Annotated in this window: 16 protein-coding genes; 4 read left to right on the top strand and 12 right to left on the bottom strand. The window is 71.7% G+C overall.

What is annotated here, in order from left to right:
* Positions 1-58: 58 nt before the first annotated feature.
* Complete coding sequence (locus tag Q0D75_RS16170; RefSeq protein WP_291055673.1) at positions 59-715, bottom strand: GNAT family protein; 657 nt, start codon at positions 713-715, stop codon at positions 59-61.
* A 111-nt stretch (positions 716-826) separates the two neighbouring features.
* Between Q0D75_RS16170 and Q0D75_RS16165 the strand changes: the two genes are divergently transcribed.
* Entirely contained in the window at positions 827-1,606 is a 780-nt protein-coding gene (locus Q0D75_RS16165; RefSeq protein ID WP_291055670.1) for a response regulator transcription factor, read from the top strand.
* Entirely contained in the window at positions 1,603-3,144 is a 1,542-nt protein-coding gene (locus Q0D75_RS16160; protein WP_291055668.1) for an ATP-binding protein, read from the top strand. The genes Q0D75_RS16165 and Q0D75_RS16160 overlap by 4 nt, the downstream gene beginning before the upstream one ends.
* Before the next feature lie 17 nt (positions 3,145-3,161).
* Here the strand turns inward: Q0D75_RS16160 and Q0D75_RS16155 are convergent, their stop codons facing one another.
* The gene (locus tag Q0D75_RS16155; RefSeq protein WP_291055666.1) at positions 3,162-3,959 is read right to left on the bottom strand and encodes a TspO/MBR family protein; all 798 of its coding nucleotides are present in this window, start codon (positions 3,957-3,959) and stop codon (positions 3,162-3,164) included.
* 104 nt (positions 3,960-4,063) lie between these two features.
* Here Q0D75_RS16155 and Q0D75_RS16150 point away from each other — a divergent pair, with 104 nt between their 5' ends.
* Complete coding sequence (locus tag Q0D75_RS16150; protein WP_291055663.1) at positions 4,064-5,140, top strand: ABC transporter permease; 1,077 nt, start codon at positions 4,064-4,066, stop codon at positions 5,138-5,140.
* A 26-nt stretch (positions 5,141-5,166) separates the two neighbouring features.
* Here the strand turns inward: Q0D75_RS16150 and Q0D75_RS16145 are convergent, their stop codons facing one another.
* From Q0D75_RS16145 to Q0D75_RS16125, 5 genes are all read right to left on the bottom strand, one after another.
* Positions 5,167-5,880, bottom strand: a complete 714-nt coding sequence (locus tag Q0D75_RS16145) for an SOS response-associated peptidase (protein WP_291055660.1) — start codon at positions 5,878-5,880, stop codon at positions 5,167-5,169.
* A 25-nt stretch (positions 5,881-5,905) separates the two neighbouring features.
* Complete coding sequence (locus Q0D75_RS16140; protein ID WP_291055657.1) at positions 5,906-6,736, bottom strand: fused MFS/spermidine synthase; 831 nt, start codon at positions 6,734-6,736, stop codon at positions 5,906-5,908.
* Complete coding sequence (locus tag Q0D75_RS16135; protein ID WP_291055655.1) at positions 6,733-8,004, bottom strand: winged helix DNA-binding domain-containing protein; 1,272 nt, start codon at positions 8,002-8,004, stop codon at positions 6,733-6,735. Before Q0D75_RS16135 ends, Q0D75_RS16140 begins: the two co-directional genes overlap by 4 nt.
* An 83-nt stretch (positions 8,005-8,087) precedes the next feature.
* Positions 8,088-8,606 carry an anthrone oxygenase family protein gene (locus Q0D75_RS16130; protein WP_291055652.1) on the bottom strand — a complete coding sequence of 173 codons (519 nt, stop codon included), beginning with the start codon at positions 8,604-8,606 and terminating at the stop codon, positions 8,088-8,090.
* A gap of 25 nt (positions 8,607-8,631) precedes the next feature.
* Positions 8,632-9,513, bottom strand: a complete 882-nt coding sequence (locus Q0D75_RS16125) for a DNA/RNA non-specific endonuclease (protein ID WP_291055649.1) — start codon at positions 9,511-9,513, stop codon at positions 8,632-8,634.
* 144 nt (positions 9,514-9,657) lie between these two features.
* Here Q0D75_RS16125 and Q0D75_RS16120 point away from each other — a divergent pair, with 144 nt between their 5' ends.
* Positions 9,658-10,050, top strand: a complete 393-nt coding sequence (locus Q0D75_RS16120) for a VOC family protein (protein ID WP_291055646.1) — start codon at positions 9,658-9,660, stop codon at positions 10,048-10,050.
* Between the two features lie 48 nt (positions 10,051-10,098).
* Here Q0D75_RS16120 and Q0D75_RS16115 read toward each other — a convergent pair whose 3' ends face one another.
* The 5 genes from Q0D75_RS16115 to Q0D75_RS16095 all read right to left on the bottom strand — a co-directional run.
* Complete coding sequence (locus Q0D75_RS16115; RefSeq protein ID WP_291055644.1) at positions 10,099-10,935, bottom strand: hypothetical protein; 837 nt, start codon at positions 10,933-10,935, stop codon at positions 10,099-10,101.
* Positions 10,932-11,999 carry a Gfo/Idh/MocA family oxidoreductase gene (locus Q0D75_RS16110; protein WP_291055642.1) on the bottom strand — a complete coding sequence of 356 codons (1,068 nt, stop codon included), beginning with the start codon at positions 11,997-11,999 and terminating at the stop codon, positions 10,932-10,934. Before Q0D75_RS16110 ends, Q0D75_RS16115 begins: the two co-directional genes overlap by 4 nt.
* Positions 11,996-12,889 (bottom strand): sugar phosphate isomerase/epimerase, encoded by an 894-nt coding sequence (locus Q0D75_RS16105; RefSeq protein WP_291055640.1) that lies wholly within the window; start codon positions 12,887-12,889, stop codon positions 11,996-11,998. The genes Q0D75_RS16110 and Q0D75_RS16105 overlap by 4 nt, the downstream gene beginning before the upstream one ends.
* Positions 12,890-12,897: 8 nt before the next feature.
* Complete coding sequence (locus tag Q0D75_RS16100) at positions 12,898-14,055, bottom strand: GDSL-type esterase/lipase family protein (protein WP_291055637.1); 1,158 nt, start codon at positions 14,053-14,055, stop codon at positions 12,898-12,900.
* A partial coding sequence (locus Q0D75_RS16095) for an amidohydrolase family protein (RefSeq protein ID WP_291055635.1) occupies positions 14,055-14,474 on the bottom strand: 420 nt, incomplete at its 5' end. The genes Q0D75_RS16100 and Q0D75_RS16095, both read right to left, overlap by 1 nt.

Here is a 14,474-nt window from a genome sequence, read left to right as displayed (position 1 = left end):
GCGACTTGGGCCAAGTGGCACCTCCAGAGTGGCGCCTGGGGCCGAGGGCGTGAGCGGCTCAGCGCTCGAGCGCGAAGACCGAGTCGGCCGAGCCGTGGCGGGGGCCGGCCACCTCGGTGAAGCCGAGCCGCTCGGCCAGCGCCACCGAGCGCAGGTTGCGCGCATCCGTCACCGCCGTCACCCGCTGTGCGCCCACCACGTCGAACGCGAACGCGAGCATCTGCGAGGCCGCCTCGGTCGCGAGGCCACTGCCGCCGAACCGCGGATGCAGCACCCAGCCGATCTCGGCCGAGCGGCTGTGCGCCCGCACCTCATGCAGCTGCAACGACACGTCGCCGATCAGCCGGCCCTCGTGCTCGAGGCCCAGGGCCAGGAAGTCCTCGGCCTGCCACAACCGGGTGTGCCGGGTGCGGTCGTGCAGGTGCCGGGCGGAGGTGCGCTCGTCGCGCACCGGCCACGGCAGGAAGGCGGTGACGCTCTTCTCCGACTGCAGGGCGTACCAGTCGGCCGCATCCGTCATCCGGTGCGGGCGCAGCAGCAGCCGTTCGGTGCGCAGGGTCGGCGCATCGAACGGCCGCTCGGTGCGGGGCCCGCGCAGCACGCGGGGTCTCCGCACGCCCGCCGAGGCGAGGGCCTCCTTCGCGCGGTGCAGCATCGCCGCCGGGCGCTCCCGAGTTCGGGTCTGCGGGATTCCGAGTGCTCTGCTCACCGTCATGCCCCGACGGTAGGCGGTGTTCACAGGCGGGCCGTGTGCAAACATTTGAGGTCTCTATGAATAGACCGCCGCCGCTTTCCGGGCGGCACGCCGACAGCCGAGAATGGCAGGATGGCGACCTCTCCGATCTCCGACGAACTCGCCTCCTCCGGCCGGCGGCGGGCCGTGCTGGCCAAGCTGCCGCGGCTGTACCGGGCCGACGGCTCCGCCATCCGCGTGCTCCTGGTCGACGACGAGGTGGTCTTGACGAGTCTCGTCAGCCTCGCGCTGGCGTACGAGGGCTGGACGGTCGAGATCGCGCACGACGGCGCCTCGGCGCTGCAGAAGTTCCGCGAGGTGCAGCCCGACGTCGTGGTGCTCGACATCATGCTGCCCGACACCGACGGAATCACCCTGCTGCGCCAGCTGCGCGAGGCCGAGCAGTCGGCTCCCACCCTCTTCCTCACCGCACGCGACTCGGTCGACGACCGGATCGTGGGGCTCACCGCCGGCGGCGACGACTACATGACCAAGCCGTTCAGTCTCGAAGAGCTCGTCGCGCGGCTGCGCGGTCTGCTGCGCCGTTCGATCATGACGGTGTCGGATGAGGACTCCCGGATCGTGGTGGGCGACCTGCTGCTCGACGAGAGCAGCTACGAGGTCGCGCGGGCGGGCGAGCCGATCGCGCTCACCACCACCGAGTTCGAGCTGCTGCGCTACCTGATGCGCAACCCCCGCCGGGTGCTCTCGCGGGCCCAGATCCTCGACCGCGTCTGGAACTACGACTTCGCCGGCAAGGCCAGCATCGTCGATCTGTACGTGTCGTACCTGCGCAAGAAGATCGACGCGGGCCGTCCCTCGATGATCCACACCGTGCGCGGTGTCGGCTACGTGCTGAGGCCCGCCGAATGAGCCGCCGCCGGCCGTGGACGCTCAGCCGCCGTCTCGTCGTGGGAACCGCCGCACTCGTCGCCGGTGTGCTGCTGGCCGTAGGCATCGCCTCCATCGCCACCTTGACCACGTCGGTGACCTCGGTCGTCGATACCCAGCTGACCGGCTCGATGTCGGCGCTCAGCCACTCGGCCGAGAAGTTCCGCTACGGGAACCTGTCCAAGGGGCACCCGGCCAAGGCGATGGTCGACTTCGTCGGGCACGGCCCGGGATCCTTCATCGCGGTGCTCTCCGACGGCACGGTCGACGACTCCGCCTACTTCTCCGACTCGGATGCGGCCACCCTCGATCCGACCGTCATCGGCCAGCTCGAGAACGGATCGATCGACGTCGGCACGCACCAGAACCTGCAGCTCGCCGGCCTCGGCAGCTATCGCGTGGCCAGCGAGTACGACAGCGAGGGCAACGTGCTCGTCACCGGCGTCTCGATGGCCACGGCCGAGGCGGCGGTGCTGCAGGAGGCGATCACGATCGCGGTGCTCGCCCTGCTCGCCCTCGCGGTGATCGTCGTGGGCGTGATCGTTCTGGTGCGGCTCGCTCTGCGTCCGCTCGCGCGCGTGGTCGGAACCGCGGCCGAGGTGGTCGACACCCCGCTGGATCGCGGCGACGTGGGCATCACCACCCGGGTGGCCGAGGCCGACACCGATCCGCGCACCGAGGTGGGCAAGGTGGGCGAGGCGCTCAACCGCCTGCTGGTGCACGTCGACGACGCCCTCGCGGTGCGTGCGGCGACCGACAAGCGGATGCGCCGCTTCGTCACCGATGCCAGCCACGAACTGCGCACCCCGCTGGCCGCCATCCAGGGCTACGCCGAGCTCACCCGGCAGGACAGCGCGGAGCTGCCCGAGATGACCGAGTACTCGCTCGCCCGGATCGAGTCGGAGGCGAAGCGGATGAACTCGCTCGTCAGCGATCTGCTGCTGCTGGCGCGGCTCGACGAGGGGCAAGACCTGCACCTCGACCAGATCGACCTCGGCGAGATCGTGGTGAACGCCATCAGCGACGCCAAGGCCTCGGCCGCCGATCACACCTGGGTGGCGGAGGTTCCGGATGCGCCCACGCTCGTCTCGGGCGACCGCGAGCGGCTGCACCAGCTGGTGCTGAACCTGCTCTCCAACGCGGCCGTGCACACGCCGGAGGGCAGCACGGTCACCACCCGGATCGCGGTGGTTGCGGATGCCGGCGCCGGCGAGTCCGTGCAGGTCACCATCTCCGACGACGGCCCGGGCATCGCGCCCGAACTCATCCCGGAGCTGTTCGAGCGCTTCGCCCGCGGCGACTCCTCCCGCTCGCGCCGGGCCGGCTCGAGCGGTCTGGGCCTGGCGATCGTGGCCTCGATCGTGGAGGCGCACGACGGCACCATCACGGTCGACTCCTCGCCCGCCGGCACCACCTTCACGCTCCGCCTCGCCCGGGTGGCGGGTGCGGCCGCCGCACCGCCGGCGCCGTCCGCGACGCCCCTGCCCGAGGCGGCCCAGAAGGCCGACCTCACCTCCTGACTCCCCGAGCCCAGCGACTAGTCGCGAGAGGCGCGGGCGGTGCGTTCGGCGACCAGGCGGATGATCACCGTCGCCACCACGAGTGCGCTCGCCGTGGCGATCGCGGTCGCCGCGACGGCGGCCGAGGGCAGTGTTCCGGTGGTGCGCGAGACCGCGACCCACACCAGGCCCCAGGCCAGCGACGCGGTGGGGGACAGGCGACCTTCCCCGAAGACGGCGAGGGCCAGCCCCGCGAGCCCGGCGACGATCACGATCGCCACGCCCCAGGCATCCGCGGGCCAGCCGAAGCCGTCGAAGCCGCTCGCCGTGAGCAGGGCAGTGACGTTCGCGGCCGTCGCGATGCTCACCCAGCCGAGGTAGAGGCCCACCGTGCCGTCGACCACGATCGACTGCACCCAGCCCTGGCCCCGACGCCGGGTGCGCACCACCCGCACGAACGTGAACAGCAGCGCGATCAGCAGCACGGCGATCACCACGGCGCTGAGGGCGAGCAGGCCGGCCTGCACGCTGAGGATCCAGGCCGCGTTCAGCAGCAGGGTGACGGCGATCGGATAGCCCAGGATGCGCTGGCGCGGGCTGTGGGTCTGCGCCGGCAGGAATTGCCAGACGGCGTAGGCGATGAGGCCCAGGTAGATGACCGACCAGATCGAGAACGCGGGACCGGCCGGGGCGATGAGGGTCGAGTCGGCGCCGAGAGCGCCCCCGGCGGCATCCTGGATCGGTGTGCCACCGGCGGCACCCGATCCGATGAACGAGCCGACGACGGCGACAACGGCGCTCACCGTGACGACGGTCTGGCGGATGCGATCGGACATGAGGGGCTCCTTCCGCGAAGCTGCAGAATCGCAGTTCGCTAATCACCTTAGTAACCATTCCTCCGAACGGCATCGGGCTGTTCCGTTCGCGCTAGCGTGAGGGCATGTCTGATCACGACGAGCCCGTCGCCGGCGATTCCGCACCCGCGGCCCCCTCCACCTCGTTCGGCCGCGGAGTGGCGACCGCACGCCGGGCCGTGTCGGGCCCGAACAAACCGGCACTGGTCGTCTCCCTGCTCGTCTCGCTGTTCGCGGCACTGTTCGTGGCCTCCTACAGCCTGGCTATGGGCAACCCGCAGCCGCACGACGTGCCGATCGGTCTCGTGTCGCAGAGCGTCACGGCCGATCAGCTCGACGCGAACCTCGAGAACGTCTCCGGCACCTCGTTCGTGGTGCAGGAGTTCGCCACCTCCGCCGATGCGAAGGAGGCGATCGAGCAGCAGCAGATCTACGGCGCGGTCGTGACGGCGGATGCGGGCGACGGCTCCACGACGTCTCCCGAGCTCTACATCTCCACCGCATCCGGCGCGTCCGTCGCGCGTCTGATCGAGGCCGACGCGGCCTCCATCGGCGCCAAGCTCGGCATCACGCTGACCGTCACCGACCTGAATCCCCTCGCCGCGAGCGACCCGGGCGGCCTGGTGCTGTTCTACCTCGCGCTCGCCTGCACGATCATCGGTTTCGTGGGCGCCATCCAGACCCGGGTGAACGCCGGGCTCACGCTGGCCGGTGAGCTGATCTGGGATGTCGCCCGAGCCGCCTTGGTGGGGCTCGTGGTCACGCTGACGGCGGGGCCGATCCTCGGGTTCGAGAGCTTCCCGATCCTGCCCGTGTGGGCGGTGCTCTCGGTGACGGTGTTCATCGCCGGAGCGGTGTACAGCTTCTTCCGGGTGGTGATCGGCGGGCGCTGGGCGCTGCTGCCCACCTGGGTGCTGTTCATCCTGGTCAGCAATCCCTCCTCCGGGGGCGCGGTCGCACCGCAGCTGCTGCCGCCCTTCTACGAATTCATGGGGCGCTGGATGCCGACGGGGGCGACGGTGCGGGCGCTGCGCGACCTGACGTACTTCCCGAACGCCGGGCATCCGGAGCCCTACCTCGTGCTCGGCGTCTGGCTGCTCGTCGCGACGGCAGCCTTCGTGATCGCGCGCCGCATCAAGTACGGCGCCGGCCGGATCGGCTAGCCCCGAGCCCCCGACGACGACCGGCCTCAGACGGCGATCGGCTCGATCAGGGTCGGGTCGTCTTTGGCCACCGAGGTGTCGCGCACGTTGTTGACCCGCTTGGAAACGGGGTAGGTGCTGATCGTCGCGGCGACGGCGAGCGAGGAGCGGTCGAGCATCGCCACCAACTCGTCCTTCGCGCCGGTCGAGTCGGCCTTCTGCGGCGTGACCCAGGTGTCCCAGGTGTCGGGCGTGAGGAAGACGGGCATCCGGTCGTGCACCTCGCCGGAGGCATCCGCCGCCTCGCGGGTGATGACGGTGAACGAGAGCGCCCAGCTGCCCTCGGCGGTCTTGGTGAGCTCGTAGAGGCCGGCCGCCGCCATCAGCGTCTCGGGGCCGTGGATGAAGTACGGCTGCTTGCCCTCGGCCGTCGCCACCCACTCGTAGTAGCCGTTCATCGGCACGATGCAGCGCCGCGCCGCGAAGGCGTTGCGGAACATGCCGTTGCTCGCCACACCCTCCAGCCGCGCATTGATAGGAGCCGGGCCGCCGCTCTTGGCCCACGCCGGCTTCAGCCCCCAGCTCGCGGCATCGATCTCGCGCAGGGTCTCGCCGTCGCGCACGCGCTCGCGCACGATCGGCGCCGCCTCGGTGGGAGCGACGTTGTACGAGGGCCGCCAGTCCTCCAGCTTGCCGCCGCGGGCGATGAACTCGGTGATCAGCTCATCGGTCTCGGCGCTCATCGTGAATCGGCCGCACATGGCTGCACCGTCCTCCCTGTGGCGCTCATCCGCCGTCGCGTCCATTCTGGGCTCCGGATGCCGGCCTGGGAAGCGATCTGATCGGTGTCGCTCCGGTCAGCACCGATCCCGGATGCGGCCCCGCAGCGCGCAGGGCTCCGGCCCAGTCGAGCACGCCGGCCGAGTTCGAGGCCACCACCACCGCGTTGCCCGCCTGCTGCTGTTCGAGCACCGACTGCGGCCCGAGCAGCAGCAGGTGCTCGAACACCGGGGCGAGTGCGGCGCTCTGGCGGCGCAGGGTGGGCAGCCCCTGGTCGTCGGCGACGTTGATCAGCAGCACGCCCTCGGGTGTGAGCAGTCGCGCGATGTCGGCGAAGAACGCGGTCGTCTGCAGATGTGCGGGCGTGTGGAGGCCATGGTAGAGGTCGCTGATCACCACGTCGCAGCGCTCGCCGAGCGTGGGGGCGAGTGCTCGCACCTGCACGGCGGCGTCACCCGGATGCTCGGTGAGCGACGTTCCCGCCGGGAGGGGGAGGGCATCCGTCACGAACGCGACGAGGTTCTGTTCGAGCTCGACGACGTGCTGTTCGGATCCGGGCCGCGTCGACTGCAGGTACCGCGCGAGGGTGAGCGCACCCGCGCCGAGGTGCAGGGCCACCAGGGGTTCGCCGGGCAGGCGGATGCGGTCGACGGCGAAGCCCATCCGCCGCACGTAGTCGTAGAACAGGTCGCCCGGGTCGGCGGGAACCACGTGCGACTGCGCCGTTCCCGCGATCGAGAGCGTGAATGACCCGGGCAGCACCGGGTCGGGCGCGATCTCCGCGAGCTCACCGCCGGGCCGCAGTCGCGTGCTGCGGATGCTCGCGCCCGGCTTCACGGCGCCACCATCTTTCCCGGCGTCGCCATCCGCAGCGGGAGGCCGAGAAAGCGCGCGTAGCGGCCCAGGTCGCGTTCGAAACCGCGTCGCTCCGTGTCGCTCAGAACGCCGAACGGCTCCAGCGTCACCGTGACGGACTTCGCTCCGATCGATCGCTTCCAGGTGCCGACGATCGTGCCGTGCGAGACGAGCATGGGCAGGAAGATGCCGTTGTTGCCGGGCACGATGCGCTCGGCGAACTGCTCCGGCAGCGCGGGCGTTCGGCGGCGATAGCCGAGCAGGTACTCGTCGAAGCCGGGCAGCGCCACGGTGGCGGGCAGTCGCGGCGCCGCCGTAGGGCCGGCGCCGCTCAGGCCATCCGGACCGCTCGGCTCGCCCGCATCAGAGCCTGTGAGGTAGTACGTCTCGTCGCCGAGCTCCAGCGTGCTCAGCCGATCGCGCACGCGGGCGAGCCCGCGCTTCGCGTCGGCGACGGTCACCTTCGACCACCAGCAGAAGTCGTCGAGGGTGGCGGGCCCGTGCCCGGTGAAATACCGCAGCACGAACTCGCCGAGCGCCTCGTCGCGGTCGGGCTCGCGGGTGGCCGGGGCCCACTCGTCGAGCAGCACCATCGCCTGCCCGGTTCCCCGGGCCGGCCCCCAGCACAACACTCCGGCGTGCGCGAGCAGCCAGATGAGGTGCACGCCGCGCTGGCCGCCCGGGTCGATGCCCTCGGCCTTCAGAAGACCGAAGTACTCGTCCCGGGTGAGCGATCCACCGCCGGTGAGCGCGCCGCGCGCGATGTGTTCGGCCCGCGCCACCAGGGCGTCGTCGATGCCGAGCTGGCGGTGGCGGGCGCCGGTGCTCTGCACGGTGCGGGCGGCCGTGATCGAGAGCATCATCCGAAGGTCGCCGGGCGTGCAGAAGTGCAGGGTTCCGCGCATCGGCCACGAACGAACGACCGCCGCCGAGTCGAGCGCTTCGACGAGGTCGCCTCGCGTCGATCCGGGGGCGCGCAGCCCCAGCGCCCAGCTCGCCTGCCCGAAATCCTGGGCCTGAACGGCCAACAGGTTCGAGACGGCCGCCGTGATGGCCCCGGCCCGAGATGCCTCCGGTGCCCCGGATGCGCCCGGTGCCCCGGATGCGCCTGGGGCCCCGAGTGCGCCCGACGCCCCCGCGCCCGGTGCCGTGGTGCGCGACCGCCCGATCCCCTGCGCGGCGGCCCGCAGCCGCAGCAGTTCGCGCGCCGCGCGGCTGCCCATCGCGGAGGTGCTGCCCGGAGGTGTCATGCGCTCAGTATGCCGTCCGCCCCCGACACCGTGCCGAGGTCGACTCGACGAGCCTTCGCCAGGCGCGCCTCACCAGACGCACTTCACCACCCGATGGCGGTGGCGGTCAGCACGGTCGCGATCCCGAACAGCACCGAGGCCACGACGCCGCCGGCCGCGCGCACGTGGTTGCCCCGGGTCCACTCGGCGAGGTAGCGGCTCCACTCGGCGACCGAGGCCGGTTCACGCGGGTCGAGCGTCGCGATCCGGTTGTTGCGCGGAACGTGGAATCCCACCGTCAGCACGATCACCGCGGCGAGATACACGACCTCGCCGGCGAACCCCCACCAGAGGGCGTGCCCGGCGTCGTTCACTGCCAGCAGTACGCAGGCGGCGAGGCCGGTGAGCACCGTCCCGAACAGGGTGATCATCAGGGGAGGCCGTACGGCGGTCACGTTGATCGCCTGCATCGCCTCGAGGCCGGCGGCTGGGGAGACCTGCCCGAGCCCGCGCATCACGAAGCCGGAGAAGGCGAAGAACACGCCGCCCACGACCGCCGCGCCGAGCGCCGAGACGGCGGTCAGCAGTGCCACCACCACGAGGGCCGTCTGGGCCCCGGTCATGAGCGGCCCACCGTCGTGCGGCCGCTCACAGTCGCACCTGCCCGTAGTGCTCGAGCCGCACGCGGCGCCGGCCGGCGGCGGCCAGCGGCGGCAGATACACGTCGGCGGTCACGAGCGCCGGCATGGCGAGGTCGGTGGCGTGCGCGATGTCGGTGACCGGCAGCTGGAAGGTGCGGAACGGGCCGAGCGGCGGTACGGCATCCGGTGCCGTGGCCTGCGCGCTCGTCGCGGACTCGAGGTCGATGCCGGACAGCTGCGCGGTCTGCTCCAGCAGGAAGCCGGCCGCAGCGAGACCGTCGCGCTGGGTGTCGAACCAGGCGGCGACCTTCCAGAACCGCTGCGGGATCCGGATGCCGCGATACACCGGGTCGGACGCATCGAACACGGGCCCGGTGAACACGCTGAGCTTCAGCAGGTTGGCCTCGGCGTAGGCGATCACGTGGTCTTCGAGGCCGTTCCAGAGCTTTTTCGACTGGTTGAACTCCGCGGCCTGCGGGGCGGCGTTGGTGTAGGCGAAGGTGTCGGTGTTCGCCCGCTCGGCCACGGCGGCCGTGCCCCACACGGGGTCGCGCCGCCGCACCAGGTGGCCGCGATCGAGGTCGTTCCGGGCGTAGAGCTCGGGGCCGGCCTGCTCGTCGGCCGGCACCCGCGGGTCGAGGTGCCAGTCGTCGCCGCGGGCCAGGTCGGTCAGCAACCGCCCGTCGATGTTCACCCCGGTGGCCGCGGCCAGCCGCCGCTCGGCATCCAGCAGCACGCTGAAGTGCGTGTAAGGGAGGGTACGGATGCTCCGCCCCGCGCCGGGCGCCGGCAGCGGGCACTCGACGCCCAGGAAGCCAGGGTCGAACCCCGGCCCCGTGGCGGGCGCGTTCGCAGCGGCGGTGGTGCCGGCATCCGGAGCCTGTGTCATGTCCTCATTCGAGCACCACCGTGCGACATCGTCCACCCCGGCGCCCACCCCGGCGCCCATCCCGGTTACCGACGCGCGTGTGAATTCCCGCCGCCCGGGCCGGCATCGCGCGACATCGGGCGCCCGGTGCGGCAGAATCGCGCCATGGACGTCCTCAGCAGCCGCATCCTCCTGCGCCCCACCGACCTCGCCCGCAGCCACCGCTTCTACCGCGACGAGCTCGGGCTCGCGGTGATGCGCGAATTCGGCGAGGGTGAGCACCCCGGGCTGGTCTTCTTCCTCGGCAACGGGCTGCTCGAGGTCTCCGGATCGGGCGGCCCGGGTTCGCGCGAAGGCCTGGCCCTGTGGATCCAGGTGCGCGATGTGCGGGCGGAGATCACGCGCCTGGTGGTGCTCGGGCACGCCATCATCCGGCCGCCCGAGGTGGAGCCGTGGGGGCTCGTGGAGGCCTGGATCGCCGATCCGGACGGCGTGCCGATCGTGCTGGTGCAGATTCCCGACGACCACCCGCTGCGCCGCGACCAGCGCTCGATCTGAGGCGATCACCTCTGAGCCGATCACCCTGCGGTGACCACCCCGGGGCGATCACCCGGCGGAAGGTCCTGCGCCGGGGTCCAGCAGCACGGCCGCCTCGGTGAACTCCCGCAGCTGGTCGGTCGGAGTCCCGGTCGAGAGCGCGTCGTGCAGAGCGAGCAGTGACGTGCGGAGCGGGCTCTGCCAGGCGGTCGGCAGCTCGTGCGCGTCGGCCTCCGAGGTGAGCATCGCCCGACCGGGACGGACCGCGCCACTGTCGGACAGGGCGAGGCGGATCGTCTCGGCGCGCCCGACGAGGAGCAGGTCGAGGGATCCGTCCGAGGTGTCGCTGCGGGCGGCGCTGAGCGCGATCCTCGCTCCGGATGCCGAGCGGCCGACTCCGAGGATCGACGAGGGGGTCTCGGCGGCGATCGCGAGCGAGACTACCCCGATCCCGAGGTTCTGCACCGCCCGGAGCTGGGCGAACAGCACCGCGCGGAGGCTCCGGCCCGTGGCGGGTTCGACCGAGCGCGCATCGATGAGGTGAGCCCGGCCGATCGGCTCGGCGAACTGCTCCGCCGCGCTGCGCAGCAGGGGATGAGAGGCCCAGGTCTCCGCCAGCACGATGACGCAGTCAGGCACTTCGGCCTGAAGTGTGGCGGCCGTGGGCAGGGGGACGGGATCTTTCACGAGCACGCCGCGAGCCCCGGTGCGCGCCGCGGCACGAACTCGTTCGTCCCATCCGGGTTCGCCGGAGACCACCACGACCTCGGCGTCACGGCCGGCCTCCCGGTAGGAGAGCGGGAGGGTCGCGAGCGCCGCCGTCACCGCGGCGACCCGAAGCCCGGCGGCCGGTTCGACGCGAACGGTCAGAGCGTTCGAGCCGTTCAACGCGTTCAGTGCGGTCATCGGATCTCCTCCTGCCGAACGCGGCCCGCGGCGGCCGAGGCGAGGTCCACGGCGAACACGAGATCCTCGATGAGCGTCTCGACGCCGGGTGCGGCGGCCGATCCGCTCGAGGCGATCGCATGAAGGGCCCGCCACTCGCCCTCGTATCCGTTGTGTGCGTGCGGCCCGAACCGCACGGTCTTCTCGCCCGTCGTGATCGTGGCGACGGCCGATCCGGCGTGCACGTACGACGGCGGGAACTCCAGCAGCATGCTCGCCGTGTCGCTCAGCACCTCGAGTTCCCAGGTGGGGCGCCACTGCTCGGTGAGAGCGCCGACGGCGTGCACCAGCCGACCGTGAACCAGGGCCCCGAGCTCGTACCCCCACGGCGACAGGGCGCTCGCCGACACCACCTCCACGTCGTCGGTGGCCGGGCGGTCGGTGGCCGGGAGGAGACGCCGGATCAGCGGGAGATCGTGCACGGCGAGCCCCATCACGCCCCCGGAGACCATGCCGGCCCGTACGGACGGATCGTCGAGGTCGGGAAGCCCGGATGCCGGCCGCGGGGTGAGCACCTCGGTGGCCGAGGTCTCGAACCGTGCGTTCGGCGGAAGCACCACGCGCGACCGGATCGTGTGCGCCTCGTGCCCGAGCGACTCCCACTCCGTCACCGCCGCGGTCCAGCCCGGATCGAAGGTGTGCATCGCCCCCACGATCACGGGCACACCGGTCTCGCGGCTGACCTCGGCGATCTGCTCGGCCTGCTCACGGTCGGTCGCGAACGGCTTCTCGCAGAGCACGGCCCGCTTGCCCGCCCGCATCGCGGCGATGACCTGGGAGGCGTGGAAGGCGCTCGGGCTGCAGATCGCCACGACCTCCACGCGCTCGTCGGCGAGCAGCTCGTCGAGAGTCGCGGATGCGCCGGCCCCGATCCGGCCGGAGACCGCGGCCGCGACATCCGGACTCACGTCCATGATGGAGCGCACCGCGAACAGGTCGGGCAGCCGGGCGAGGGTGGGGAGGTGGATGGCCTGCACCACCGGGCCCGCGCCGACGATGCCCACTCCGAGCGGTTCGCGATTCATCGGGCATCCTCCGTGAAGGAGGGCAGAGCGAGCAGATTCTCGCGGGAAAGAACGGCGCTGTCGAAGGGGGTGCCGTGCTTGGGCAGGTCGACTTCGACGACGTACCAGCCGTCGAAGTCGGCGGGCAGTGCGTCGAGCACTCCGGCGAGGTCGAGTGTGCCGGCACCCGGTTCCGCCCAGATGCGATCGCTGCGCGTGGCGTCGAAGTAGCTCGTGCCCTCGGCGAGCACGCGGGCGGCCGCCGCGGTGTCGAGGTCTTTGAGGTGGATCGCCGCGACGCGCTCGCGGTGGTCGGCGACGAGCGCGACCGGATCCATTCCCGCGAAGGCGAGGTGACCGGTGTCCGGGCCGAACATCAGCGAGCCGCCCTGCGTGAGATCGAGCACCCCGCGAACCTCGGACTCGACTTCGATCCACGAGCCGACATGCGGATGCAGCGCGGCCGTCACCCCCTCGGCTCGTGCCGCCTGGGCGGCGAGCTCCAGCCCTTCGGCCATGATCGAGACCCGCTCGGCGGATGGGTCGGCCCCGATCGCCGGCCGCGCTCGGCGCAGCTCGCACATGTGCTGGGCGATGAACATCGTGTCGACGCCCAGTTCGGCCGTCGCGGCAGCGTGCCTGCGTGCGCCCTCGACCACGTCGTCGCGGGCCTCCGGCTGATCGAAGAATCCACCGAAGTAGCCGGGCGCCGGGCGGAGTCCGTGCGAGGCGAGCAGCGCTCCGTATCCGCTCGGAGTCATGCCCGGCGGCACGTCGGCGTGCACCGCCGTGTAGCCGGCCCGGGCGATGTCGGCGAAGCTCGCGTGCAGCCGCTCCGCCGAGAGGTCGAGTCCGCTGCCCTCCAGAAGGAAGGGCAGCGGGTTGATGGCCAGGCGTTCTCGTCGTGACACGGTGTTGCTCACTCTCCGGTGTTCGTGTTCTGCGGCGCCCAGGCGGCGTCGCGCGCGATCTCGACGAAGCGCCGGCCCATCAGGGCGTACCCCTCGGCGTCGGGGTGGAGTCGATCGTGCAGGTGATGCGCGTCTTCGGGGCCGAGCAGGCACCGCCCGTCGAGGTAGTACAGGGCGGGGTCGGCACGCTCGGCGACGATGCGCTCGAGCGCCGGTCGCACGTACGAGAGCGTGAGCACGCCCGGGCGGTCGCCGGCGTCGGGCGTTCCGGTCAGGTGGCCGTCGGGTCCGACCACGGTGGGCCCGGGTGTGGTCTCGTGCATCGGCAGCGTCACGGGCGAGATGACGACGAGAGGCGTCTCGGGCTGCCCCTCGCGGATGGTGTCTAGGAACCCGTGTACCGCGGGAGCGAAGGTGCGCGTGCGGAGGGCATCGGCGTTGACGGGATTGGTGCCGATCTTGAGCGTGATCAGCTCGCTCGGCCGGTCGCGGATCACGCGCGCCACGAAGGGATCGATCATCGCCTGGCCCCCGAACCCGAGGTTCGTGAGGTCCCAGTCGAGCGCGAGTGCCGCGAGGCCGGTCCAGGTGCGCGTGGGGCCGTCGGCCTCGGCGGAGTGGCTGATGGAACTGCCGTAGTGCGTCCAGCGCGGGCGCGTTCTGGCGGGAGCCGGCTGCAGCGGCGCGTCGGCGCGCACGGAACGGATCTCCGTGGCGCTCACCTGCGGCAGCCAGATCTCGACGACGCGAGGGCGGCCCGTGGGTTCGCCGAGGGAGAGCTCGGCGATCGAGACCGTTCCCTCGACCCGCTCGAGGCGGCCGGTGGGGAGCTGCCGCAGGATCGGCCCGTTCAGAAACGCCTTCCGGTCGGTCTCGCATCCGTCGACCACCGCGACCAGAACGGCCGGCCGGGCGTCGTCGGGCACGGCCGCCGGGAAGCTCCGGGTCAGCAGCGCCTCCACCGAGACGACGCTCGCGGCGGTCAGCACTTCGAGCCGGATCCCCGCGGTCTGGGAGGCCATCCGCTCGATCGACTCGTCGCCACCGCGCTGCCGGATGCTGTGGGGGAGGCGGATGGGCGACACCCCGGTCTCGGTCTCGTCGATGAACGTCGTGCCCCGCACGGCGGCACGGATGTCGTCGCGCGACATCTCGAAGGGATGCATCAGCTGCTCCACGGGTAGAGGGAGAGGATCGTGCCGCCGAACACCCTCGCGCGCTCGGACTCGTCGAAGAACGCGAGGGCGTCGTCGGCGAAGGCGATCGTGTCGGCATAGGAGTGGTGCTGCGTCGAGACGGGCCAGTCCGAGCCCCAGGCCAGCCGCTCGGCGCCGAAGGCCCGCGCCACGCGTTCGAGGCGGGCGCGCACATCCGGGTATGGCGGAGTCGTAGCCGAGACGTACCGGAACCCCGACACCTTGACCGCGACATTCGGATGCGCGGCCAGCGCGATCAGCGCCTCCACCTCGTCGTCGGTGGTCGCCAGGCCCTGGTGGTGCAGCAGGAGGGGGAGGTCGGGATGCCGCTGCGCGAGCCCGCCGATCGCCGCGTGCCAGGCGGGCGGCGCATGCACGGTCGCGAGCAG

It is taken from the genome of Herbiconiux sp. (genome assembly GCF_023264855.1).
GTDB lineage: Bacteria > Actinomycetota > Actinomycetes > Actinomycetales > Microbacteriaceae > Herbiconiux.
The sequence above is the reverse complement of the archived record's forward strand: the minus strand, read 5'-3'. Positions and strand labels throughout refer to the sequence as shown.